At 45.8% G+C, this 23,722-nt stretch carries 18 protein-coding genes, 1 tRNA gene and 1 pseudogene; 15 read left to right on the top strand and 5 right to left on the bottom strand.

Going from position 1 to position 23,722, the window contains the following annotated elements; translation table 11 throughout:
- Nucleotides 1-19 precede the first annotated feature (19 nt).
- Nucleotides 20-2,056 (bottom strand): helix-hairpin-helix domain-containing protein, encoded by a 2,037-nt coding sequence (locus tag GGR07_RS06725; RefSeq protein ID WP_021644278.1) that lies wholly within the window; start codon nt 2,054-2,056, stop codon nt 20-22.
- Nucleotides 2,057-2,109: 53 nt separating this feature from the next.
- Here GGR07_RS06725 and GGR07_RS06720 point away from each other — a divergent pair, with 53 nt between their 5' ends.
- The 4 genes from GGR07_RS06720 to GGR07_RS06705 all read left to right on the top strand — a co-directional run bounded on the left by GGR07_RS06720 (nt 2,110) and on the right by GGR07_RS06705 (nt 4,613).
- A complete protein-coding gene (locus GGR07_RS06720) occupies nt 2,110-2,334 on the top strand; it encodes a hypothetical protein (RefSeq protein ID WP_021644279.1) in 225 nt (74 codons plus the stop codon).
- An 11-nt stretch (nt 2,335-2,345) separates the two neighbouring features.
- Nucleotides 2,346-2,873 carry a Panacea domain-containing protein gene (locus GGR07_RS06715; RefSeq protein ID WP_034543236.1) on the top strand — a complete coding sequence of 176 codons (528 nt, stop codon included), beginning with the start codon at nt 2,346-2,348 and terminating at the stop codon, nt 2,871-2,873.
- Nucleotides 2,854-3,264: a hypothetical protein gene (locus tag GGR07_RS06710; protein ID WP_034543224.1), complete on the top strand. Its 411-nt coding sequence runs from the start codon at nt 2,854-2,856 to the stop codon at nt 3,262-3,264. The genes GGR07_RS06715 and GGR07_RS06710 overlap by 20 nt, the downstream gene beginning before the upstream one ends.
- Nucleotides 3,265-4,010: 746 nt before the next feature.
- Nucleotides 4,011-4,613 (top strand): DUF4294 domain-containing protein, encoded by a 603-nt coding sequence (locus GGR07_RS06705; protein WP_051990610.1) that lies wholly within the window; start codon nt 4,011-4,013, stop codon nt 4,611-4,613.
- A gap of 4 nt (nt 4,614-4,617) precedes the next feature.
- Here the strand turns inward: GGR07_RS06705 and GGR07_RS06700 are convergent, their stop codons facing one another.
- A complete protein-coding gene (locus GGR07_RS06700; protein WP_034543223.1) occupies nt 4,618-5,148 on the bottom strand; it encodes an RNA methyltransferase in 531 nt (176 codons plus the stop codon).
- Nucleotides 5,149-5,840: 692 nt separating this feature from the next.
- Here GGR07_RS06700 and nadA point away from each other — a divergent pair.
- From nadA to GGR07_RS06665, 7 genes are all read left to right on the top strand, one after another.
- On the top strand, nt 5,841-6,779 hold the full coding sequence (gene nadA / locus GGR07_RS06695; protein ID WP_034543222.1) for a quinolinate synthase NadA: 939 nt from the start codon (nt 5,841-5,843) through the stop codon (nt 6,777-6,779).
- 548 nt (nt 6,780-7,327) lie between these two features.
- Nucleotides 7,328-7,400, top strand: a tRNA-Pro gene (locus tag GGR07_RS06690).
- A 115-nt stretch (nt 7,401-7,515) separates the two neighbouring features.
- Nucleotides 7,516-8,097 carry a GrpB family protein gene (locus GGR07_RS06685; RefSeq protein ID WP_122056437.1) on the top strand — a complete coding sequence of 194 codons (582 nt, stop codon included), beginning with the start codon at nt 7,516-7,518 and terminating at the stop codon, nt 8,095-8,097.
- Nucleotides 8,098-8,099: 2 nt separating this feature from the next.
- Nucleotides 8,100-9,230 (top strand): acyltransferase family protein, encoded by a 1,131-nt coding sequence (locus GGR07_RS06680; RefSeq protein ID WP_034543221.1) that lies wholly within the window; start codon nt 8,100-8,102, stop codon nt 9,228-9,230.
- A 148-nt stretch (nt 9,231-9,378) separates the two neighbouring features.
- Nucleotides 9,379-12,216, top strand: a complete 2,838-nt coding sequence (leuS, locus tag GGR07_RS06675; protein ID WP_122056438.1) for a leucine--tRNA ligase — start codon at nt 9,379-9,381, stop codon at nt 12,214-12,216.
- Nucleotides 12,217-12,275: 59 nt separating this feature from the next.
- Entirely contained in the window at nt 12,276-13,193 is a 918-nt protein-coding gene (locus GGR07_RS06670) for a YitT family protein (protein ID WP_034543220.1), read from the top strand.
- 162 nt (nt 13,194-13,355) lie between these two features.
- Complete coding sequence (locus GGR07_RS06665; protein WP_034543219.1) at nt 13,356-13,940, top strand: non-canonical purine NTP diphosphatase; 585 nt, start codon at nt 13,356-13,358, stop codon at nt 13,938-13,940.
- A gap of 123 nt (nt 13,941-14,063) precedes the next feature.
- Here GGR07_RS06665 and GGR07_RS06660 read toward each other — a convergent pair whose 3' ends face one another.
- Together GGR07_RS06660 and miaB are read right to left on the bottom strand one after the other, a co-directional pair.
- Nucleotides 14,064-14,351 (bottom strand): DUF1905 domain-containing protein, encoded by a 288-nt coding sequence (locus GGR07_RS06660; RefSeq protein WP_034543218.1) that lies wholly within the window; start codon nt 14,349-14,351, stop codon nt 14,064-14,066.
- A gap of 403 nt (nt 14,352-14,754) precedes the next feature.
- Complete coding sequence (miaB, locus tag GGR07_RS06655) at nt 14,755-16,122, bottom strand: tRNA (N6-isopentenyl adenosine(37)-C2)-methylthiotransferase MiaB (protein ID WP_122056439.1); 1,368 nt, start codon at nt 16,120-16,122, stop codon at nt 14,755-14,757.
- A gap of 481 nt (nt 16,123-16,603) precedes the next feature.
- Between miaB and GGR07_RS13895 the strand changes: the two genes are divergently transcribed.
- The 4 genes and pseudogenes from GGR07_RS13895 to nrdG all read left to right on the top strand — a co-directional run bounded on the left by GGR07_RS13895 (nt 16,604) and on the right by nrdG (nt 19,776).
- A complete protein-coding gene (locus tag GGR07_RS13895) occupies nt 16,604-17,254 on the top strand; it encodes a hypothetical protein (protein WP_021644298.1) in 651 nt (216 codons plus the stop codon).
- A 290-nt stretch (nt 17,255-17,544) separates the two neighbouring features.
- On the top strand, nt 17,545-19,047 hold the full coding sequence (locus GGR07_RS06645) for an acetyl-CoA hydrolase/transferase family protein (RefSeq protein WP_034543217.1): 1,503 nt from the start codon (nt 17,545-17,547) through the stop codon (nt 19,045-19,047).
- A 47-nt stretch (nt 19,048-19,094) separates the two neighbouring features.
- A pseudogene (nrdD, locus tag GGR07_RS06640) lies at nt 19,095-19,328 on the top strand (anaerobic ribonucleoside-triphosphate reductase); the annotation flags it as partial.
- A complete protein-coding gene (nrdG, locus tag GGR07_RS06635) occupies nt 19,312-19,776 on the top strand; it encodes an anaerobic ribonucleoside-triphosphate reductase activating protein (protein WP_034543215.1) in 465 nt (154 codons plus the stop codon). The pseudogene nrdD and the gene nrdG, both read left to right, overlap by 17 nt.
- A gap of 17 nt (nt 19,777-19,793) precedes the next feature.
- Here the strand turns inward: nrdG and GGR07_RS06630 are convergent, their stop codons facing one another.
- Entirely contained in the window at nt 19,794-23,234 is a 3,441-nt protein-coding gene (locus GGR07_RS06630) for a bifunctional proline dehydrogenase/L-glutamate gamma-semialdehyde dehydrogenase (RefSeq protein ID WP_172545165.1), read from the bottom strand.
- Between the last annotated feature and the right edge of the window lie 488 nt (nt 23,235-23,722).

The raw sequence follows: 23,722 nt of genomic DNA, 5'->3' as shown, positions 1-23,722 counted from the left end.
TATTAATTGCAAATACAGCTTAAAACTTCATACGCAACTGCATCTGCAGGTCGGCTTTTTTATTTCCCTTAATCAGATCATTGCCCGAACCTATTTCGCGACGGTCGCGATAGATGGTTTCGCCGAACTTCGCTATCAGCATCCAATGCTCATTCAGGTCGTAGCGCAAATGAGCGGTCCACCGCATGCCACGCCCCTGAAAGGAAGGAGTATGGAATGTATAAAGCAACCCTTTTTCGGCAATATACACCCGCGAATCGTAATCGCCGGTACAAAAATAGCTGCCCTGAACCTGCGCTTTCAAAGCCAACCAAGGCAAACGATAAGAGAGCATTTGCGATAGTTGGTATCCGACGGAAGCGGTTTCTCCCTTGACGTGGAAATGAACATAATCCATTGTCGTGCGGCATGAAATCGCTTCTGAAGGGTGGCAATCCAACCGATAGCGAAGCTGATGGCGAAATACGGGCTGCGTAACGTTTCCGCCCGTTCCCGTCGCATCCCGTTCTTTTTGTTTATAACGGTATCGGAGATACATAGTGAGATACTTCCGTGGCGAGAAAGTTGCCTGAAACAGTCCGTCGGCTCCGGCAGAAGGTTTGCTGATCCGGTACTTCTTCCACGGAAACCGGAACAGATCGAACGAAGCGAAGAAATTCCAACGGCGGAACGGAGCGGTTTCCACTGCCAGATAACAGCCGTTTTCATTCTGTACGCTGTTTCCTTCGGAAAACGAACGGGCAAACATCGCCCAATAGTCGTAAGCATAGTAGCGATGAATGAACATCAGTTTTGTTCCTTGCGCCGGAGAATATTCCAAACGATTGAGCGAAGCCCAACCCTGTTTTCCCATCGCCGTTTCGCCCTGAACAGAAAAACGATGGAAGCGACAAGCATAATCCATCCCCAGATTATAGAACCTCCGTCCGTGCAGACTGTAGCGTGAATATCCTGTTAATAACGGTTCATAACTCCGGTTGAAAAAGTAGTAAACCCCGCTTATACCCAGCTTTATACGGTGTTGTTCATAACTAACGTTTCCTCCCGCCGACTGCAAGGCGAAAGCGTCTTTCTTCTCCGCCTCTTTCCGGCTGCGGTGCAGGCCCGTTCCATACATGGAAGTAATGACGCCGTTCTCAACCGTACCGTCCATCAATCGATGCGAATAAAAAGCCGATACATTCCATCTGTCGGAAAGAGAAAGCGTGGCAGCCGCTCCCCTGAAGTAGTTCACTTCGTCGGTAGAGGCATGTCTGCGGATACCCTGCCCAACGGTCTGACCGGAAAAAGCATACGCCGTCTTCCCCGTCAGGTATCCGGAACCGAGCACAAGCCCCTGCCCGAAACTTATGCGGTAGTTGCCCAATGCCAATGCTTTCAGACGTCCGCAGCGACGAAGAAAAACATAAAACGAATAATAATCGTATCCCCTCCCGTTGTGTAAAGCTCCGAAAGGCTCTCCGGCATCTTTCTCGGCAGTCATTCCCGCATACAGATTGTCCCGATAACGAAATACGTATTTCAAAGAGTTATAAACAGAAGGCCCGAGGTAAGCATGTTCATAACCTTTTCGTTTATAAAACGGTATATCCAAACGAATTAATCCCTCATGCACACCATATTTCAGACTGTTTTTCAACATGCTTTTCCACCGGAAATCTTCCCGATTGTTGATATCTCTCACACAGACGAAAGGCAGCAGATATTCGATTGCTCTGCGGTCGAACCCATCCACCAATTGCAGTTCGTAAACAGTCCGCATCGGTCCGTTTACATAAATATAAGCCAACAGATTTTCTATTTGGAGATCGGTTAAAAAAGGAAACTGCCGGAGCTGCTCGCGTGTAGCCGTATTCATATCAAGCGGTTCCCGAAGGCGGCGGGAAAGCTCTTCCAACTCATCTTCCCAATCGATTTCTTCAACATCGTTATTAACAGACGATTCTTCAATTATATCTTCTAAAACACGTTCTGAAGGTGCTTGAGCATTACAAACGGAAGTTATCAACACACTGTTCATAATACTTATCAACCATATCAGCCGATTTCTTTTCATGCAGTAGATTCGTTTTTTTCAAGGTCAACACTTAATTTGCGGTGCAAAAATAAATGAAGTACGACCAACTGCAAGCAAAGAATATATTTTTTAGAAGCCAAAGAATGACATTTTTTCAAACCTTGCGGGTAGCTCTTCCTTTTTTACCATATCAATCGCCAATATTTTCAGCAATATGCCTGCAAAAGCAAGAAACCAAGTTAAATAAGAATGATTTTTTTGATTTTATATGGGAAAGCGCTATCTTTGTACTAAACAAAAGAAATTCAATCCATTAGGCAATAAGTATATGACAAAGTTCGAGCAACAAAAGATTATAGAAGTAGTACTCTATATTCTCAATAAAACGAGAGGTATAGACTATTATCGCTTGTTCAAGATATTGTACTTTGCTAATCAGCGTTCTTTGGTGGAATGGGGGCAATTGATGACAACCGATAAATTCTGTGCCCTTCCTCATGGACCCGTTCCAACGGAACTATACAATGCAATTAAAGGTCAAAAAAGCATTCTTCCCCATATAAAAAGTGACATTAATGTTGTAGATTACTATTTATTACCCAAACGTGATTCTAACACAGATTATTTATCGGAATATGATATAAAAGTTTTAGATGAATGTATTTCCAAATACGGGAAAATGAATTTTACGGAACTGGAAAAAACTTCGCATACAAGTTGTTGGGAAAAGGCAAGAGCACAGAAGGGGAGCCATGTAATTGCTCCGGGAGATATTGCCCGTGACGGTGGCGCCGGTGAAGAACTTATTAAATACATCAATGATTCGATAGCATTTAATGAAGCCTTCGGAAATTAAAATAGGAGATGTATTTCGCATTACGATGAACAAAGCCAATGGTGTAGTGCCAAAACCCGGAGATACCAGCCGTGATAAATACTTTGTCGTTCTTGGCTTTGATGATGATGGAAATGTTTATGGTGGCGTTATTTTTAATTCTTATATCAACATAAACTTACCTCCTTTCGTACAAGCTATGCAGCATCCGGTTAAAGGTAAGGATTATGAATTTCTTTCGCATGACAGTTATATAGATTGTTCTTCAATTAAAGCGGTAAAAAAGAATAAGCTTCTTAAAAGCAGCAGTTTGGGCACATTGAACACAGAAGATATTTCATCAGTATGTGAGAAAATTAAACATAACTCCAGAATCAGTAAAATTGAATTAAAAAGATTCGGATTGTTATAATAAAAGCCGGTTATTTCCGTCTTTTTCCAGTTAACACTTCGCCTTCACATTATAGTTGACAGTTGTTTCCATAGCGTATACATACGCTGAAGTATATCCTGTCATTGCTGAATCTTTGAACTTCGTAGTTGACAGCCGTTTCCATAGCGTATACATACGCTGAAGTTGCGCCGTTTGCTTTACACACGCTTTAGCCCGGTCATATACATTCACAAAAACGTTCGCCCAATCTTCCCTCCCAATGATCAATTCACTATCACACCGCAGATTAATAGATAAGAGTAGCGGTTATTGGCTCATCCCGAATAAGTAAAACTCTCCGGAAAGAATAAATCAATATATTAATTTACTTGTCGCGTAAATATTTTCATAGCATCCCATACATATATAGTCATCACTGATGACTATATATACTCAGCGTGGTGGATATATATGCTCAGCGCGGTAGATATATATGGCTACCACGGTGGATATATATGAATAACAAAACAGCTCTATATGATGATTACATATACCTCTCATGCACCAATAAAACCAATAAAAAACAGTAAGTTGAAAATCAAAAACAAACGTTTTTACGGAATGCAACTACTTCTGAGAATAACGCTGAATATCAATATTTCCGTATTTCAATTCCATAGGAACTCCGGGATAGAAAATCAATACCGGCAGTTTAAATAAGTTAATGAGCCTGAGAAAAAACAATCAAAGCTGATTATCAACAAATAATATTCTATTTTTGTAGGGTGAAGAAATATCTGTCCATAGCCATCCTATGGTTGTCGGTCGCCTTACTTTGCCCCGGCGTGCAGGCGCAGGAACAACAGCCCATCCGCGGATACCTCGTTCCGATGTGTATTTACGAAGGGGATACGATACCGTGCGTACAACTCAAGACAGTGTACATCTTCCGCCCGCTCTCGTTCAAAAGCGAAAAGGAACGGATTGAATATTACCGACTGGTGAGAAACGTGAAAAAGGTATATCCCATTTCCAAAGAGGTGAACCGGGCTATCATCGAAACTTATGAATACCTCCAAACGTTGCCCAATGAGAAGGCTCGCAACAAACACATCAAACGGGTGGAAAAAGGACTGAAAGAACAATATACCCCGCAAATGAAAAAACTCTCTTTTTCGCAGGGAAAACTGTTGATAAAGCTGATAGACCGGCAAAGCCACCAAACCAGTTACGAACTGGTAAAAGCATTCATGGGACCTTTTAAGGCAGGATTTTACCAGACATTCGCCGCCCTGTTCGGCGCCAGCCTGAAGAAAGAATACGATCCCGAAGGGGAAGACAAGATGGTGGAACGAATCGTATTGCAGGTGGAAAGCGGGCAATTGTGACCTCTCATAAACTCAATTTCTTGAACAAATCCCAAATCACAATACCTGCTGTGACCGATACATTCAACGAGTGCTTCGTACCGTATTGAGGAATCTCGATGCAACCGTCGGAATGGTCGATAACTTCCTGCTGAACGCCTTTCACTTCGTTTCCCATCACAACGGCATACTTTTTCGATTTGTCGAGCTCCAGATCGTTCAACATCACGCTTCCTTCAGCCTGCTCCACAGAGTAAACCGTGTATCCTTCGCGACGAAGGTTATCAACAGCTTCAACAGTGTTATCAACATGTTTCCAATCTACCGTGAACTCAGCTCCCAAAGCCGTTTTATGCATTTCGGGATGCGGAGGAACAGCCGTTATACCGCACAGATACACACATTCGATACGAAACGCATCGGATGTGCGAAACACCGAACCGATATTGTGCATGCTTCTCACATTGTCCAACACAATCACCAAAGGCAACTTATCAACCGTTTTAAACTCTTCCGCACTGATGCGGTTCAATTCTGTTATTTTCAGCTTTCTCATTTTCCAATCACCTTTTAATCTTCCATCAATCAACAAACCTTATACAAAATAAGAGAAACAGGATCATCTGTTTTCAACACCCGGAAACCTTATTCCATACAATAAGGATGCAAACAAGTATTAAACAAACGATTATCTTCATCATCTTCTTCCATGAAAAATGTTCACGATGAAAAAGAACGCTTTTTTTATCGTATGGAGTTATTCGTTCGTCACAATGCAATCACTGCCGCAAAGGTAACTCTTTTCTGTTAACACAACTGTTTATAACGGTTGAAAACCTGTCGAAACTATCGGCAAAGATTTTTAAAAACAATAGTTGCTTTATTCAGAATAAAATATAATAGAAGTACGGTATCAACATTCCAAAAAAACAACCTGCAATTTTTGACGAATACATAAACACATTTTTCAGCGTTCACCTGCCTGTTTATATCCGTAAAGTTTTTAACTTTGCATATTATCAACAAGAGGTGAATAGCCACTTTTCATTTCTGTAAAGTTTCATGATAATGAAACATATAGCAATAACAAATGGAAAAACAAAGCTGTTGATAATATACTCGTAAACCGGAAGCATGGACTAATAACTTATTTTGCAAGAAAAACGGAAAATAGTTTCCAACACTATTAACAGGCTATCATCACCAACAAAGATTTTTTTTAAAAAAGGAAAGAAAAAAAATATTATTATGAATGAACTCATAAAGAAAATACAGAAGCTGAAAGAAGAGAAGAATGCCATCATTCTGGCGCATTACTACCAGAAAGGAGAAATACAGGACATAGCCGATTTTGTGGGCGACAGCTTGGCGTTGGCTCAATGGGCTGCCCGCACGAAAGCGGACATTATCGTGATGTGCGGTGTTCACTTTATGGGTGAAACGGCAAAAATACTTTGTCCGGACAAGAAGGTGCTGGTTCCCGATCTGAATGCGGGCTGCTCGTTGGCAGACAGTTGTCCGGCGGATGAGTTTGCTAAGTTCGTCGAAGCGCATCCGGGATACACGGTTGTTTCATACGTCAATACCACGGCTGCCGTGAAGGCGGTGACCGATGTGGTGGTGACTTCCACCAATGCCCGGCAAATAGTGGAAAGTTTCCCGAAAGACGAAAAGATTATTTTCGCTCCCGACCGCAATCTGGGTAACTATATCAATTCCATCACCGGGCGTGATATGTTGGTTTGGGACGGAGCCTGCCATGTGCACGAACAGTTTTCCGTAGAAAAGATCGTGGAATTGAAAGCGAAACATCCCGAAGCTTTGGTGTTGGCTCATCCCGAATGTAAAAGTGCGGTGCTGAAGCTTGCCGATTTCGTAGGATCTACCGCCGCGCTGTTGAAATATGCCATCCGCCATCCCGAAAACACGTATATCGTAGCTACGGAATCGGGCATTCTGCATGAGATGCGTAAGCAATGTCCGCAGACGGAGTTTATTCCCGCTCCTCCCGACGACAGCACTTGCGCTTGCAACGAATGCAGCTTTATGCGATTGAACACGTTGGAAAAACTCTATGAATGTCTCAAAAACGAATCTCCTGAAATTACCGTAGATTCGGAAGTCTCCGCAAAAGCTGTGAAACCTATCCATCGGATGTTGGAGATTTCGGAAAAGCTGGGATTGTAATTCAGAATCTGCGATGCATGGATTGTTCGCTTAAGAAATCCTTTGGTTTACCGGCGAAATGGTAGTCCATCGTCAACCAGACGCTTACACGTACCTCCATCGCCTTGCAGCTACCGGTAAAATAGTGACTCCTCGTCGGTAGGTTTTGATTATATACCTTTTATATAATCGTACCGACAGTCGGCGTTGCGAGATGATTAGCCTGTTGCAAAGGACTTTGAATATACCTTTTATACAATCGTTACCGACAGTTTTCTGAAGTTGATACGGAAAACATAGCAGTTCGATACGGTAAACTTCAGGAGTGTGTTTGCGGCTTGTCCGGTCGGTATTCTCTCTGTAAAAATGAAAGTCTGCTTCCGGATAACAGCTTGTTGTTTGTTATTTCAACCGTCTTTTGTCGATAGATGGATAGCCAAATCGGTTGAATCAAAAAATGGAAAATATTGTTTGATATAACAAAATTAGTTCCTATCTTTGCAGCCGAAAACGTTACCGGACATCTATGTGTGTCGAAACCGGTAATTTTTCGACTGATGATTGATAATCGGAATGTAGCGCAGTTGGTAGCGCACTACGTTCGGGACGTAGGGGTCGGGCGTTCGAGTCGCCTCATTCCGACTCAAAAGCGACAATGGAAATTTCTCTATTGTCGCTTTTGTTTTTTATCTTTGCTATGACATTGGAAAACTTGCAGAAAATGAATAAAATGTAAACTTGAAATCAAGGCAGGCGAATGAAACAGATCAATGAAAATGAACAGCTTTATAGTAAGACCCTTGAAGAATTGTGGGAATTGTTTCCTATTATTCTGACAGCACACCAAGCATATTGGGCCGATTGGTTTGATGAAGAAAGGCAAAATTTGGAACATCGATTGCCCGCAGATGAAATTGTTCGTATTAGTCATATCGGAAGTACGGCTGTTGAAGGTATTTGGGCAAAACCTATCATTGATATTCTTTTGGAAGTAGAGGTAAATTGCAAGATTAGCGAGATAAAAAAAAATATACTTGATGCAGGTTATTTGTTAATGTCTGAAACTGAAAAACGCATATCATTTAATAAAGGATATACGTTACATGATTTTGCGGAAAGAGTGTTTCATTTGCATTTGCGTTTTGAAGGTGATAATGAAGAACTTTATTTTCGAGATTATCTTAAAACTCATTTTGATGTAGCCAGGGAGTATGAACGACTTAAGCTGTCGTTATGCAAATCATATCGACACGATAGAGATGGCTATACTGATAAAAAGACTTGCTTTGTGGTGAAATATACAGAAATTGGGAAAAGTATATATAAAGGTAGATATTAAGTATGGCAAAAATTTCATCGGCTGCATTTGCAGATACCAAACCGCATTACCATATACTCGACGGGTTGCGTGGAGTAGCGGCTTTGGTTGTGGTTTGTTTTCATATATTCGAAGCTTATGCGACCAGTCATTTAGATCAACGAATCAATCACGGATATCTGGCGGTCGACTTTTTCTTTATTTTATCAGGCTTTGTTATAGGCTATGCCTACGACGACCGTTGGAAAAGAATGACGATTAAGGAGTTTATCAAACGTCGGTTGATTCGCCTGCATCCTATGGTGGTGATGGGAGCTGTTATCGGGGCTGTCATGTTTTATACGCAAGGTTGTTCTGTATGGGATGTTACTAAAGTATCCATAGGCCTACTTCTTTTGTCTATGCTTCTGAATGCTTTGTTGATTCCTATGACTACCGGATTCGAAATTCGAGGTGTAGGGGAAATGTATCCTTTGAACGGACCTAGTTGGTCGTTACTTTTTGAGTATATAGGCAATCTATTGTATGTGTTTTTTATTCGTAAACTTTCTACTGTTGCTCTTTCGGTATTGGTATTGCTGGCAGCTTTCGGGCTGGGAATCTTTGCTATTTTTGGACCGCTCGGCGATATTTGCGTAGGATATGCAATGACGGGAGAAAATATCGTAGGCGGATTTCTCCGTTTGTTATTTTCATTCTCGGCAGGATTGCTCATGTCACGTCTATTCAATCCCGTTCGTATTAAAGGTGCTTTTTGGATAGGAGGTATATCTATCGTGATGTTGGCGGCCGTGCCCCGTATTGGCGGTAGCGAAAATCTTTGGATGAACGGCATTTACGATACCGTTTGCGTGGTTCTTCTCTTTCCTCTCATTGTCTGGTTGGGAGCTTCGGGAAAAACTACGGATAGGGTAACTACGCGCATTTGTACGTTTCTGGGTGATATATCATATCCTTTGTATATGGTGCATTATCCTTTTATATATTTATATTATGCTTGGGTGAAGAATGAGAATCTTACGTTTGCAGAATCTTTACCCGGAGCTTTGGCACTTATTGTCGGTTCTGTTTTATTGGCTTATCTGTGTCTGAAACTATACGACGAACCTGTTCGCAAGTTTTTGACGAAATGTTTTTTGCATAAACGTGCATAGTATTCAAGGCATAAACCGAATAATGCGACACTTCTTCCGACAACAAAGAAAACATCAAACCTTATGTGGTTATCTGAAAATAAACATGTAAATTTGCCCGTTCATTGGCAATAGAATATAAATCACTATAAATAAAAAGATTATCACTATGGAGTATAATTTCGGGGAGATTGAAAAGAAGTGGCAGAAACGATGGGTAGAGAACAAAACCTATCGGGTGACGGAAGATGAATCGAAGCAGAAATTTTATGTACTGAATATGTTTCCTTATCCTTCGGGGGCAGGATTGCACGTAGGCCATCCGCTGGGATACATCGCTTCGGATATTTACGCGCGTTACAAGCGTTTGCAGGGATTCAACGTCCTCAATCCGATGGGATACGACGCATACGGACTTCCTGCCGAACAATATGCCATTCAGACCGGTCAGCATCCTGAAGTGACTACAAAAGCAAATATCGAACGCTATCGCGAGCAACTTGACAAAATAGGATTTTGTTTCGATTGGGACAGAGAAATAAAAACTTGTGAGCCGAAATACTATCATTGGACGCAATGGGCTTTTCAGAGAATGTTCGGAAGCTATTATTGCAACGATGCTTGCCGCGCGCTTCCCATCGAAGACTTGATTCATCATTTTGAAGCGAAAGGAACCGAGGGGCTGAACGTTGCTTGTAGCGAAGAACTCTGTTTTACGGCTGCCGAGTGGAAAGCAAAAAGTGAAAAAGAACAGCAGGAAATTCTGATGAACTATCGCATTGCTTATCTGGGCGAGACGATGGTGAATTGGTGTCCTGCGTTGGGTACGGTATTGGCGAATGATGAAGTGGTGGACGGCGTGAGCGAACGCGGCGGCCATCCCGTTGTTCAACGGAAGATGCGCCAGTGGTGTTTGCGCGTATCGGCCTATGCGCAACGTTTGCTCGACGGATTGGATACGGTGGACTGGACGGAATCTCTAAAAGAAACGCAGAAGAACTGGATAGGACGCAGCGAAGGCGCCGAAGTACAGTTTAAGGTGAAAGACAGCGATTTGGAATTTACCATATTTACTACCCGTGCCGATACGATGTTCGGCGTTACTTTCATGGTATTGGCTCCGGAAAGCGAATTGGTAGAGCGGTTGACTACTCCGGAACATAAAGCTGAAGTGGAGGCTTATCTCGAACGTACGAAGAAACGTACCGAACGCGAACGTATTTCCGATCGCAGCGTGAGCGGAGTGTTCAGTGGTTCGTACGCCATTAATCCGTTTACAGGCGAAGCCGTTCCTGTGTGGATCAGCGATTACGTACTGGCAGGATATGGAACGGGAGCCATCATGGCTGTTCCTGCGCACGATAGCCGCGATTATGCGTTTGCCAAACATTTCGAATTGGAGATTCGTCCGTTGGTGGAAGGATGCGATGTGAGCGAAGAAAGTTTCGACGCCAAAGAAGGAATCGTATGCAATTCGCCGAGAGTGGGGAGTGAAAGTGATTCTTGCAGTCTGAACCTGAACGGATTGACAGTGAAAGAAGCTATCGAGACAACCAAGAAATATGTGAAAGAACATCGGTTGGGACGGGTGAAAGTGAATTTCCGTCTGCGCGATGCCATCTTCTCCCGCCAGCGTTATTGGGGCGAACCGTTTCCGGTTTATTACAAAGACGGAATGCCTTATATGATAGATGAAAGTTCTCTGCCGCTCGAACTTCCCGAAGTTGCCAAGTTTCTGCCTACGGAAACAGGAGAACCTCCGTTGGGACATGCTAAAAAATGGGCATGGGATACGGTGAACAAACGTGTGGTGGATAATGAGAAAATCGATCATCTGACCGTATTTCCGCTGGAACTGAATACCATGCCGGGATTTGCCGGTTCTTCGGCTTACTACCTGCGCTATATGGACCCGCATAACCGTGAAGCATTGGTCGATCCGAAGATAAACCGCTATTGGCAAAATGTAGATTTGTATGTGGGCGGTACGGAACATGCCACCGGTCACCTTATTTATTCGCGTTTCTGGAATAAGTTCCTGCACGACATCGGTGTTTCGGTAGTGGAAGAACCGTTCCAAAAGTTAGTAAACCAGGGTATGATTCAAGGACGGAGTAATTTTGTATACCGCATTAAAGATACCAATACATTCGTTTCCCTGAATCTGAAAGACGAATACGATGTGACTCCCATTCACGTAGACGTGAATATCGTATCGGGCGATGTGCTCGATGTGGAAGCCTTCAAGGCATGGCGTCCCGAATATGAGAACGCCGAGTTCATTCTTGAAAACGGAAAGTACATCTGCGGATGGGCTGTGGAAAAGATGAGCAAGTCGATGTTCAACGTGGTGAATCCCGATATGATTGTAGATAAGTACGGAGCCGATACGTTGCGTATGTATGAAATGTTCCTCGGTCCGGTAGAACAGTCGAAGCCTTGGGATACGAACGGTATCGACGGTGTGCACCGCTTCATCCGCAAGTTCTGGTCGCTCTTTTACAGTCGCGCGGGCGAATATCTGGTGAAAGACGAGCCGGCAACGAAAGAAGAACTCAAAGCGCTTCACAAACTTATAAAAAAAGTGACGGGAGATATCGAACAGTTCTCTTACAACACGTCGGTCAGCGCGTTTATGATTTGTGTAAACGAACTATCGGCCTTGAAATGCTGCAAGAAAGAGATATTGGAGCAGCTTGCCATCGTGCTCGCTCCTTTCGCTCCTCACGTATGCGAAGAATTGTGGCACACACTCGGACACGATACTTCCGTGTGCGATGCCCAATGGCCTCTGTGCAACGAAGAATATCTGAAGGAAGATACCGTAAACTATACTGTTTCTTTCAACGGCAAGGCTCGTTTCAATATGGAGTTTTCCGCCGATGCCACATCGGAGGCCATTGAGAAAGAAGTGTTGGCCGACGAACGTTCGCAGAAGTGGATAGAAGGCAAGACACCTAAAAAGGTTATCGTTGTTCCGAAGAAGATTGTCAACGTAGTTGTGTAAAACGTTGTAATCCTTATAAACACGAGATTAAAAACTTCGTCAATCTATAAACAAATCATATGTACAGACCTGCCAAAGCCGATATTATGAGAGAGGTGAAAGATTATTTTTACATCACTCTCGGATTGATCAGTTATTCATTCGGATGGGCGGCATTTTTGCTTCCTTATGAGATAACCACCGGAGGGACAACCGGTATCAGCGCTATCATTTATTATGCCAGCGGATTTCCCATTCAATGGTCTTATTTCATTATCAATGCCGTACTGATGACGTTTGCCATTCGTATTTTGGGACCGAAGTTCAGCATAAAGACTACTTATGCCATTTTCATGCTGACGTTTCTGTTATGGCTGTTTCAGTTGTTGGTGAATAATTACGTGCATGTTCCCGATATGTCAATAAACGGAAAGCCTCTTATATTGGGAGCGGGGCAAGACTTCATGGCGTGCATCATCGGAGCTGCCATGTGCGGTGTCGGTCTGGGCATTACCTTCAATTATAACGGAAGCACAGGCGGCACGGATATTATCGCTGCCATCGTGAATAAATATAAAGATGTCAGTCTCGGTAGGATGATTATGATTTGCGATGTGTTCATCATCACCTCTTGCTATTTTGTGTTTCATGACTGGCGGCGTGTTATCTTCGGCTTTGTCACGCTGTTCATCATCGGTGTCGTGCTCGACTGGGTAATCAACAGTGCCCGCCAATCGGTTCAATTCTTTATATTTTCTCAGAAATACGATGAAATAGCCGACCGTATCATAAAAGATACTCATCGCGGAGTCACTGTGCTCGACGGTAAGGGATGGTACAGCAAAAACAATGTGAAAGTGCTTGTGGTATTGGCAAAGAAACGCCAGTCGCTGGATATTTTCCGTTTGGTGAAAGGTATCGACCCGAACGCTTTCATTTCGCAAAGTTCTGTCATCGGTGTGTATGGCGAAGGATTCGACCAGTTGAAAGTGAAATAAAGAAGAATATTTACTGTTGCTTTCGGTTTCCGGATTATGAGTTTCCTGAAGAACTCTTCGGAAGACCTCACCGAATGATAGATACGGGGTTTCCCGGATGATGATTTGCCTGAAGAAGAGGCTGAAAGTGAAAGTAAGTATTTATAAAGTGTATTTGAAATAATGAAACTTGTATTTGCTACCAATAATGCCCATAAACTGGAAGAAATCTCTTCCATATTGGGCGATAAAATCGAACTTCTCAGCCTGAAAGATATCGGTTGCCATGCGGATATTCCCGAAACAGCCGATACGCTCGAGGGCAACGCTTTATTAAAATCATCGTTCATTTACCGGAATTACGGGTTGAACAGTTTCGGAGATGATACCGGGCTGGAAGTGGAAGCTCTTGGCGGAGCTCCGGGAGTATATTCTGCCCGTTATGCCGGCGGGGAAGGGCACGATTCTCAAGCCAACATGCGCAAATTGCTTCGTGAGCTGGAAGGAGTGGAAAACCGTAAAGCCCGGTTCCGTACGGTCATCTCACTTATTCTGGATGGTAAGGAATATCTTTTCGAGGGCATAATCAACGGAGAGATTATCAAAGAAAAACGGGGCGGCTCCGGCTTCGGTTACGATCCCATCTTCAAACCCGAAGGATACGAACAAACCTTTGCTGAACTGGGAGCTGAGGTGAAGAATGAAATCAGTCACCGGGCATTGGCTGTGAAGAAATTGGCTCAATTTCTGAAAGAAATAGAGGAATAGAAATGACTTGATAATATGATTATTGCCGTTGATACAATTAATTAAAAAGCTCTATATATCTTTATTAATCGGTGTTACAGGCATTTTGCAATATAGAGGCTTGTTTTTTAGATTACAAACAGTCTAAATCCAGAGATAAACTTTTATCTCGCTGTCGATCCCGATATTTTCCTTTTTCCTTATTTCTGCTTTGATTGGAAGCAGATATGTTTTACGTTTCGTGTCAAACCAAATGGCGGTTTCCCACTGGCTATGACCTATTTTTGCCACCGCTTTCATCCGTCCCCAACCTTCTTCCTGAAATTTCAGGTTTGCCCTGATTTCGTTTGACATTTCTTCGGGGAGGGAAACGAAATACCAGCACTGCTGCCAAAGTATGGCTGAAAACTCATATTTTATTCTGTTTTTCATTTCAATCGGTATTCGGGACAGAAATTGATATGTTACCGCCAAAAGCGCTCTATCAGCATCTTCGGATTCCTATTATACTTTGCCTTTACCGGGTACTCTCGCAATTATATGCTGCCATAATATCGAAGCGATTTTTTTCTTATACAAGTTGGCGGGAAAAAGTTTTACCGGACAGCATAAAATTGAATATTTTTTATTACTGATATTTTATTTAAATGAAATACTTACAACGGAATATTTGTGTTCAAAGAATAATAACGTGTGTAAAATATGTAAATTAAAAGATTATCTTAAGTGTATTAACGAATCCAATGGATGTTCCGGTGGAAAGTGTCAACGGACTTGCGCCGGTGAAAATTTCCATACACAAGCCCGTGATAGTATAACACGCATTCGGTTACCGTCAGGCAAGTACGCCTTTCAGTGTGGCAGAACTGGATTCGGTGATACGGACGTTTACGAAATCACCTATGCGGTGACCGCCACGGTCGAATACTACAACCCGATTTTGCTCCGTGCGTCCGAAAAGCTGCTCGCTCGAGCGTTTGGAAACACCCTCTACCAACACTTCGTACGTTTTTCCGATGCAGCGGGCATTCGATTCTGCCGACAGGCGATTCTGCAGAGCGATAATTTCGTTAAGCCGGCGTACCTTCACTTCTTCGGGCACATTATCTTCGAGATGTTTCGATGCATACGTGCCGGGACGTTCGGAATATTTGAACATAAAGGCTGCGTCGTATCCGCACTCTTCCATGAGCGAGAGCGACAGTTGGTGGTCTTCCTCTGTCTCTGAATGAAAACCGGAAAAAATATCGGTACTCAGTCCGCAGTCGGGGATAATACGTTTGATGGCGGCTACACGTTCCAGATACCATTCGCGGGTGTATTTACGATTCATCAGTTTCAGGATGCGCGAACTTCCGCTCTGCACAGGTAAGTGGATGTGTTTGCACACATTGGGCATTTGGGCGATGACTTCCAGCGTTTCGTCGCTCATATCTTTAGGATGCGAAGTGGTAAAACGAATGCGCACGCCCGGAGCCGCCTCCGCTACTGTACGCAGCAATGCCGGAAAAGTAATCATTTCACCCGAAGGCTTCTCGAAGCGGTAGGAGTTGACATTCTGTCCTAACAGTGTAATCTCTTTGTAACCTTTGCTTACCAGATCTTCTACTTCGTTCAGGATGCTTTCCACATCGCGGCTCCGTTCGCGTCCGCGGGTGTAGGGCACGATGCAGTAAGTACAGAAATTGTTGCAACCGCGCATGATGGAAACAAAACCCGAGATATGATTTCCGCAGATGCGCGAGGGAATCACGTCGCGGTAAGTCTCGGTAGTGGAAAGCTCTACGTTGATGGCTTTCTCGCCCGCCTCTACCGAAGCGATAAGTTCGGGCAAGGTGAGATAAGCATCGGGTCCCACCACCAGATCGACGTGGTGATTGGTGATAAGGTCATCCTTCACCCGTTCGGCCATACAGCCCAATACGCCCACGATGAGATTCTTCTTCTTTTTCTTCAGTGAGTGGAAAAACTCAAGGCGGTTCAGGATCTTTTGCTCGGCATTGTCGCGGATGGAACAGGTATTCATAAACACTGCGTCCGCTTCTTCGAGCGATTCAGCCGGAGAATATCCTGCCATTTGCATCACGGAGGCTATCACCTCGCTGTCGGCTACATTCATTTGGCAGCCGTAGGTTTCGATAAACAACTTTTTGTTGTCATCGGCAGTTGCGGATTTAAAGTCCGCTCCCGTCAATTCATTCATATTCAGTTTCTTTAAAAATTAGTGTGCAAAGATATAATAGAAAATCGGGAAATGCGAGAGATTGGTGAAGTTTAGGTGTGAACGGATATGGAGATTTATCATTGTATCCGGCTTAAAGTAAGAGAATGCAGTAAGGATTTTGGAGTAAAACAGTCTGTTTTGTTACCAAAAATTGTAAAATAAATGGAGAGAAAGTAGGGTAAAAGTTGCATTAAAGAGATAAAACTTATAATAATTGTTAATTGGTAACATATTTCTTCTTGAATTCTTGGTAAATTTCAGTTTAATTTTCAAATTTGCATGGTGAAAGAAACATTAGATTTTTTCATAGTTAAGGTTTAGGTTAAAAAAATTAAGGGGAGCTGTGAAGCTGCCCTTTTTTTATGTCCCGCGTTTGTGAAATTCGTGGCGAAAAGTTGGCAAGAATCAGATTAAATCATACCTTTGACGAACAACTTACATTAGAAACGAAAGTGAAACCATGAACGTCGTGACTTTTCTTCTTTTCGTAGGCGGAATAGCCTATTGGGTAGTTCGGCAAGCTCAAAAGAACAGCGAGGCAGACAACCGCCGCGACTTTTCCATTCCTCCGCAACCGGAGGTGTCTCCCGACGCTGCTCCCGTGTCCGAATCATGGGGGCGAACTCCTTCTTTAGACGACTTTCTGAATCCCATTCCTTATGAAACAGAGATTATCGGAGGAGAGGAGGGTTCTCGAAAGCAAATAGAGCAAGTGGAGAGGGAGACGGAAAAAAGCGGAAGAGCTTATAATCCGGCGGGCAGAAAAGCGTTTGAAGGAGAGAGGAGACAGATAAATCGACATCCGGAAAGAGCTGGGGAACTTTACAATCCGAAGGCAAGCAGGAAAGTGTCCGGAAAACAGAAGGAACTTTCAAGGCAGGTAGCAGATAAGAAAGCGTTGGAAAATCAGAAGACTCATCGGTGGGAAGAAGGAAATCGTTTCGGACAAGAAGGAGAACGTGTGAGCAAGGATGTGCACGATCAGCACGATGACCGGAACAGGTTCTTTGACGATCTGAGGACTGAAAATGAAGATTTTACCATCCATTCGCCGGAAGAAGCGCGGAAAGCGATTATTTGGGGAGAAATTCTGCAACGAAAACATTTTTAGCAATAAATCCACAGATAAGCATGTTTTATAAGACTTTGTTAATAAATCCGGATAGAGACGATAAAGCGCCGAATTTCACGGTTTATTTAATACGTTTCATACTTTCCCGTTTTTAGGCGGAACTGTTCAACTCCTTCGTATCATTTTTATCAGTAATTTTAAAATAAATAAGCTTTCTTTAAAAGTAACAACTCCCTGAAAATAATAAGTTCTAAATCAATGACTTCAAGCAACGACTTCGAAAATATAAACAACCTCAAAAACTAATAACTTCAAAAAACTAACAAACTATGTCATTTAATCGTATCTCGGCAGCAGAAGCTGCAAGCCTCATCAAGCACGGCTATAATATCGGTCTGAGCGGATTTACTCCTGCAGGTACGGCGAAGGCTGTTACAGCAGAACTTGCAAAAATAGCGGAAGCGGAACATGCTAAAGGAAATCCTTTTCAAGTGGGAATATTAACGGGTGCTTCTACGGGCGATTCATGCGACGGTGTTTTGACACGTGCCAAAGCCATCCGCTACCGCGCTCCTTATACCACTAATTCCGATTTCCGAAAAGCGGTGAACAATGGAGAAATAGCGTATAATGATATCCACCTGTCGCAAATGGCACAGGAGGTACGATACGGATTCGTGGGAAAAGTAGACGTGGCCATTATCGAGGCTTGCGAACTCACTCTCGACGGGAAGATTTATCTGACTGCCGCCGGAGGTATTTCTCCCACCATCTGCCGTTTGGCCGACCGAATTATCGTGGAATTGAACAGTGCACACAGCAAAGCGGGTATGGGGCTTCATGATGTGTACGAACCGCTCGATCCGCCCTATCGCCGGGAGATTCCCATTTATAAGCCGAGCGACCGTATCGGCCTGCCTTATATACAAGTAGACCCGAAGAAGATAGTGGCGGTGGTGGAAACCGACTGGCCTGACGAAGCGCGTTCTTTTGCCGACTCCGATCCGTTGACAGATAAAATCGGACAGAATGTGGCGGACTTCCTTGTTGCCGACATGAAGCGGGGAATCATTCCTTCTACGTTCCTGCCTCTGCAATCGGGTGTGGGTAATATAGCCAATGCAGTGTTGGGAGCATTGGGGCGCGACAAAACCATTCCGGCATTTGAAATGTACACCGAAGTAATTCAGAATTCGGTCATCGGGCTCATTCGAGACGGGCGAATCAAGTTTGGCAGTGCCTGTTCGCTTACGGTGACCAACGACTGTTTGGAGAGTATTTACAGCGACATGGATTTTTTCCGCGACAAGTTGGTGTTGCGTCCGTCGGAAATATCCAACAATCCCGAAGTGGTTCGTCGCTTGGGCGTGATCTCCATCAACACTGCTATCGAAGTAGATTTGTATGGTAACGTAAACTCTACCCATATCGGCGGAACGAAAATGATGAACGGCATCGGCGGTTCGGGCGACTTCACTCGGAATGCTTATATTTCCATTTTCACTTGTCCGTCGGTAGCCAAAGAAGGAAAGATCAGTGCCATTGTGCCGATGGTGTCGCACCACGACCATAGCGAGCATTCCGTAAAAATCGTAGTGACAGAACAAGGTGTGGCCGACTTGCGAGGCAAGAGTCCGAAAGAACGTGCACAAGCTATTATCGAGAACTGCGCGCATCCCGATTACAAACAACTTCTGTGGGATTATCTCAAGCTATCCGGCAACAAGGCGCAAACTCCTCACGCCGTACAGGCTGCACTCGGTATGCATGCCGAACTGAACCGTAGCGGCGATATGAGAAATACCGACTGGGCAAGCTATACGTTGAAGTGATACGGAGTCGTAACGGCTCAGAGGGCTATGCTTTGCATTGGAGCCGGTTGCTACAAGTAGCAGCTACGGAAGGATGCAATTACTTCACGTTCAATATCCCCAATACCGTATGCAACGACTGCAAGCATATCGACAAGAGGTATTTGTGCGAATGCCCCGTGTGTCACGGAACGAACGTCGATTACCTGACGCGTGTCATCGGTTATATGAAGCGCATCAGCAATTTCTCACAACCACGGCAACAGGAGGCCGCTCGCAGACATTATGCTTCGTTATGCTGATTACGATATCGTGTTTCAGGAGATACCCGACGAGGTGACACTTGCCATCAATGTGTCCAACTGTCCCAACCGTTGTAAGGGTTGCCACAGTCCGCACCTGATGGAAGATATAGGTGAGCCTCTGACAGAAAAAAGCCTTTCCGTATTGCTCGATAAATACGGAAAGGACATTACCTGTGTCTGTTTCATGGGAGGCGATGCCCTGCCTTCGGAAGTGCAACAGTTGGCGAAGTTCCTGCGCTGCCAGTCTATCGCTCCCGTGAAAGTAGGGTGGTATTCGGGCAAGTCCGCTCTGCCTGTCCACTTCAATACGGACTATTTTCAGTACATCAAGTTAGGCCCTTATGTAGAGGCTTTGGGCGGACTCCGCTCTCCAACCACCAACCAGCGTTTGTATCATGTGGTAAACGGGAAGCTGCAAGACATCACTTCCCGTTTACCCGGATAGGCGGATGATTGTTTCGCCTATTCGCAAGGAGGCACTTCGGATATGCTGCCATAGCGGTGATACTCGAACGAAATGCTTTGCTCGCGGATGTAGTGGATCAGCTCCATCCGCCCTTCCTTTACGGGAGGAGCCGTGGCGATGTACAGGTTCGTCTCCGCCGCCCGCTCGTACATGCTTCGCGGAATGTTGGGCGAACAGGTGCGTATCCGTTCGTATTCCGGCATTGCTTTGAGGAATTCCTCTGCCGATTCCTTGCGAAGTGTGCAGCCGGTGGCCCGGAGAGCCTCGGTGCGGTCGTCGTTCGGGTCGAAGCTGATGGTAAGCGGTGTTCCGCATGTGTTGGCGGCAAGCGCTATCATTTCGGCTTCTTCGTTCCTGTCTTCGGGGAAGAGGCGCAAAACCATGCTCTTCAGCGGGAGGTAGCGGAAGAGGTTCTGCTCTCCGTACAGCTTGTTGATGTCTCTTGTGCGCGAGAACTCGTCCCGGTAGGCTTGGGCGTAGCTTTCTCTGTAGTCTGTAGCGCTGTCGGGTTTGTCGGCGAATGTGACGAAGCATGCGCAGTAATTCGGTCCGCCGGCTTTCACACCGCCGCCGAAAGCCGATAGCTTCATGCCGCCGAAAGGCTGGCGGTTGACGATGGCTCCCGTGATGCCCCGGTTGATGTAGAGGTTTCCTGCCTGGATGGAGTTTTTCCATTGCTTCTGTTCAGATTCATCGAGGCTTTGCAGTCCGGAGGTCAACCCGTAGTCAAGTCCGTTCACCAGTTCGATACCTTCTTGCAGGTTTTCGATGCACGCCACGCTCAGTAGCGGGCCGAACAGCTCGGTGCGGAAGGAGAAGTTCTCCGGTCGTACACCCCATTTCACCGTGGGCGCCAGGATGTATTTCTTTTCGTCGATGAATCGGGGAGGAACGAGCCACGACTCGCCACGTTCGAGCGTGAAGGCTTGCAGCAACTTCTCGTTGCGGTCGGTAATCATCGGTCCCACAATGTTTCCCGCATTCCATACGCTTCCCGTCTTCAGGCTGGTGGCGGCATCTTTCAATTTGCTCCGGAAGTTTTCGCTTTCGTAAACCGAACGCTCCACCAGAAGTAGCGAGCAGGCCGAACACTTCTGCCCGGCGTTTCCGAAAGCCGAAGCCACGATGTTCATGATGGCATGGTCGCGGTCGCCCGAAGCGGTGAGGATGATGGCGTTCTTTCCTCCCGTCTCTGCCGATAAAGGAGTGGAAGGAGCGGTTCCGGCAATACGTTGCGCCGTATCCGTTCCGCCCGTCAGGATGATGTGTTTCACGGCGGGAGAGGAAGTCAGCTTGTTCAGCGCCTCGCGGTCGGTGATGATTACCTGCAACGCTTCTTTCGGCACTCCGGCATCCCAGAAAGCTTTGGCGAACATCCAGGCTACGGGAGCCGCCACAGTGGCGGGTTTCAGTATCACCGTGTTTCCGCCCGACAAAGCGGCCGATACTCCGCCTACGGGGATGGCGCAGGGGAAGTTCCACGGCGAGATGACCAGTATCGTTCCCTTCGGTTTCATCTCCACCCCCTCCAGAGCCGCGAACTTTTTCATGGCAGTGGTGTAGAAGCGGGCGTAGTCTACCGCTTCGGATACTTCGACGTCTCCTTCGAGCACCGTCTTTCCTGTCACGGCACACATGCAGCCTATCAGGTCGCCCCGCATTTCGGCCAGACGGTTGGCAGCGTCGTACATGATGCGGTGGCGCTCTTCCAATGTCGTCTGCCGCCATCCTGCCGGGTCGCTCTCCGCTATCCCGATAATCTCTTCCACCTGCCGGCTGTCCGCCTGCGACATTTCGCATACGCATACCTCATCGTTCTGGCAACGGTCGAAGTAGCGGTGGCGCTTCTCGCAGACCACCGTATCGGCGCCTATCTGCAACGGAATGATCTCCGGCTTGTCCTCCGGACTTTTCTTCCATTTGGCAAAGATGCGGCGCACCCATTCCTGATTCTGAACCAGATCGAAGTCCGTATCCGGCTCGTTCTTCATCGTGTCCGAAGGCGGCACGAGCGTGTACGGCTTGTTGCGGTTCTGCGTGCGTGGCGACACATGCGTCAGGCTGTCTTTCATGGCGTAGGCATCTTCGAATTGCTTGGCGAGGAAGTCCCACTCTTTCGTTCCCGGCTTCAGGTTGAACGAGTGCGTGAGGAAGTTGTCGGGCGCCGTATTCTCGTCCATGCGGCGGACAAGGTAAGAGACGGCGTTGAGGAAATGCTCGTCTTTCACCACGGGCGTGTAGAGGATGACACGGTTGCCCAGCATCGACTGCGCCCTCCACAAGTGGTTGGCCATGCCTTCCAGCATCTCGAACGTCATGTATCGGTCTGTTCCGTTGCGCTGTGCCAGCAAGTGGGCGTAAGCGATGGAGAATAAGTTGTGCGACGCCACGCCGACGTGCAGGGCGCGGGCGTTTTCCGGCAGCAGCGCCCGCTCGAGCAGGTGCAGATAGTTGGCGTCTACCTCCGTTTTCGAAGGGCGGATGGGGTTGGGCCAGCCTCTCAGCGAAGAAACCACAGTCTCCATCTCCAGGTTGGCTCCCTTCACAAGGCGCATTTTCACGGGCGCTCCTCCTGCTGCCACACGGGCTTTGGCAAATTCGAGCAGTTCGGTCTGGAAGTCGTAAGCATCGGGCAGGTAAGCCTGCACCACGATTCCGGCGGAATAGTTCTTGAACTGCGGCAGGCTGAGCACGGCTTTAAACAGGCGCAGAGTGAGGTGGGCGTCTTTGTATTCTTCCATATCCAGATTGATGAACTTGTGGCGGCGCACGCCCTCTTCATCGGTATACGGAAAGTCCATCGCTTTCTGATAGAGCACCGACATGCGCGAGATGAGCTCCGGGAAACTCTCTTCGTAGTTCAGGGCATGCGTTTGGGCGTATATGCCCGATATTTTCACCGAGATGTAGTTGATGTCCGGGGCTTCGAGCGCTTTCAGATAATGGTGGTAGCGGTGGTCGGCCTCGGCGTTTCCCAGCACCACTTCGCCCAGCAGATTGACGTTCTGCCCGATTTTCTCTTTGAAGCGGGCAGCCAGATGCTCGGTCAGCTGCGGGCGCGCTTCGTCGATGATGATTTTCGACGTATCGCTCCGAAGCCTCCTTTTAATGATGGGGATGGCGATAAAGTCGAAATGATGCCCGAATGCCTGATACATTTTAAAGAGGAACGTATCCCGCCTGTTCAGAAAGCGAGGAACTCCGTATCGGTCTATCAGCGTCTTGATTCGTCGGGCAAGCACCTTGCGGTCGCGTATTTGCGACGACTCGTCGAGCATTTTCACCAGAAACTTCTTGTCTTGCGGGCGTTGCACCATGACGGCGTATTTCTGCTGTTCTCTCCGTTCGTCTTCGGTGATTGTCTGTTCGCAGGTATGATACAGCTTCAGTACCCATTCCTGTACTTCGGCAAAGGTCGGTTTATTCTGATTTTCCATAAGGCTTGTATTTTATTAGATTGTAAGTTGATGCAAAGAGAGATTGTAAGTCGATGCAAAGAGGGATTCTCAGTCGATGCAAAGAGGAATAGTGAATACATACCCCCCGGAAAGGGCGGACGCCGGGCAGGTCAGCTTTTTTCTTTTTCTCCGCTTCGCTTTTGTCTTTTCTTTTTGTTTCCTTTTTGCCTTTCCTTTTGTTTTTCCTTTGTTTTTCCTTTTGTTTCTTTGGTCGTGATCTCTTATCCCTCTGCTATCCGCATTCTTTTTATTTTGCCGGGCTGTTTCTTTGTCGGCAACCGGTTTGGTGATTCCCCTCAGAAAAGCGTGGGGCTGAACATCACAATTCTGTTCGCGCGCCACTTCCAGAAGGCGGTTCCCCTCAGAAAAGCGTGGGGATGAACATCACAATTCTGTTCGTGCACCACTTCCAGAAGGCGGTTCCCCTCAGAAAAGCGTGGGGTCGAACATCACAATTCTGTTCGTGC

It is taken from the genome of Bacteroides pyogenes (assembly GCF_014196225.1).
Lineage (GTDB): Bacteria > Bacteroidota > Bacteroidia > Bacteroidales > Bacteroidaceae > Bacteroides > Bacteroides pyogenes_A.
This window is presented reverse-complemented; position numbering and strand designations above follow the sequence as displayed.

What these genes read in the sequence shown, in the direction of transcription:
- GGR07_RS06725 (WP_021644278.1), bottom strand. Translation starts at nt 2,056, where the DNA reads ATGAAAAGAAATCGGCTGATATGGTTGATAAGTATTATGAACAGTGTG.
- GGR07_RS06720 (WP_021644279.1), top strand. Translation starts at nt 2,110, where the DNA reads ATGAAGTACGACCAACTGCAAGCAAAGAATATATTTTTTAGAAGCCAA.
- GGR07_RS06715 (WP_034543236.1), top strand. Translation starts at nt 2,346, where the DNA reads ATGACAAAGTTCGAGCAACAAAAGATTATAGAAGTAGTACTCTATATT.
- GGR07_RS06710 (WP_034543224.1), top strand. Translation starts at nt 2,854, where the DNA reads ATGAAGCCTTCGGAAATTAAAATAGGAGATGTATTTCGCATTACGATG.
- GGR07_RS06700 (WP_034543223.1), bottom strand. Translation starts at nt 5,148, where the DNA reads ATGAGAAAGCTGAAAATAACAGAATTGAACCGCATCAGTGCGGAAGAG.
- nadA (WP_034543222.1), top strand. Translation starts at nt 5,841, where the DNA reads ATGAATGAACTCATAAAGAAAATACAGAAGCTGAAAGAAGAGAAGAAT.
- GGR07_RS06685 (WP_122056437.1), top strand. Translation starts at nt 7,516, where the DNA reads ATGAAACAGATCAATGAAAATGAACAGCTTTATAGTAAGACCCTTGAA.
- GGR07_RS06680 (WP_034543221.1), top strand. Translation starts at nt 8,100, where the DNA reads ATGGCAAAAATTTCATCGGCTGCATTTGCAGATACCAAACCGCATTAC.
- leuS (WP_122056438.1), top strand. Translation starts at nt 9,379, where the DNA reads ATGGAGTATAATTTCGGGGAGATTGAAAAGAAGTGGCAGAAACGATGG.
- GGR07_RS06670 (WP_034543220.1), top strand. Translation starts at nt 12,276, where the DNA reads ATGTACAGACCTGCCAAAGCCGATATTATGAGAGAGGTGAAAGATTAT.
- GGR07_RS06665 (WP_034543219.1), top strand. Translation starts at nt 13,356, where the DNA reads ATGAAACTTGTATTTGCTACCAATAATGCCCATAAACTGGAAGAAATC.
- GGR07_RS06660 (WP_034543218.1), bottom strand. Translation starts at nt 14,351, where the DNA reads ATGAAAAACAGAATAAAATATGAGTTTTCAGCCATACTTTGGCAGCAG.
- miaB (WP_122056439.1), bottom strand. Translation starts at nt 16,122, where the DNA reads ATGAATGAATTGACGGGAGCGGACTTTAAATCCGCAACTGCCGATGAC.
- GGR07_RS13895 (WP_021644298.1), top strand. Translation starts at nt 16,604, where the DNA reads ATGAACGTCGTGACTTTTCTTCTTTTCGTAGGCGGAATAGCCTATTGG.
- GGR07_RS06645 (WP_034543217.1), top strand. Translation starts at nt 17,545, where the DNA reads ATGTCATTTAATCGTATCTCGGCAGCAGAAGCTGCAAGCCTCATCAAG.
- nrdG (WP_034543215.1), top strand. Translation starts at nt 19,312, where the DNA reads ATGCTTCGTTATGCTGATTACGATATCGTGTTTCAGGAGATACCCGAC.
- GGR07_RS06630 (WP_172545165.1), bottom strand. Translation starts at nt 23,234, where the DNA reads ATGGAAAATCAGAATAAACCGACCTTTGCCGAAGTACAGGAATGGGTA.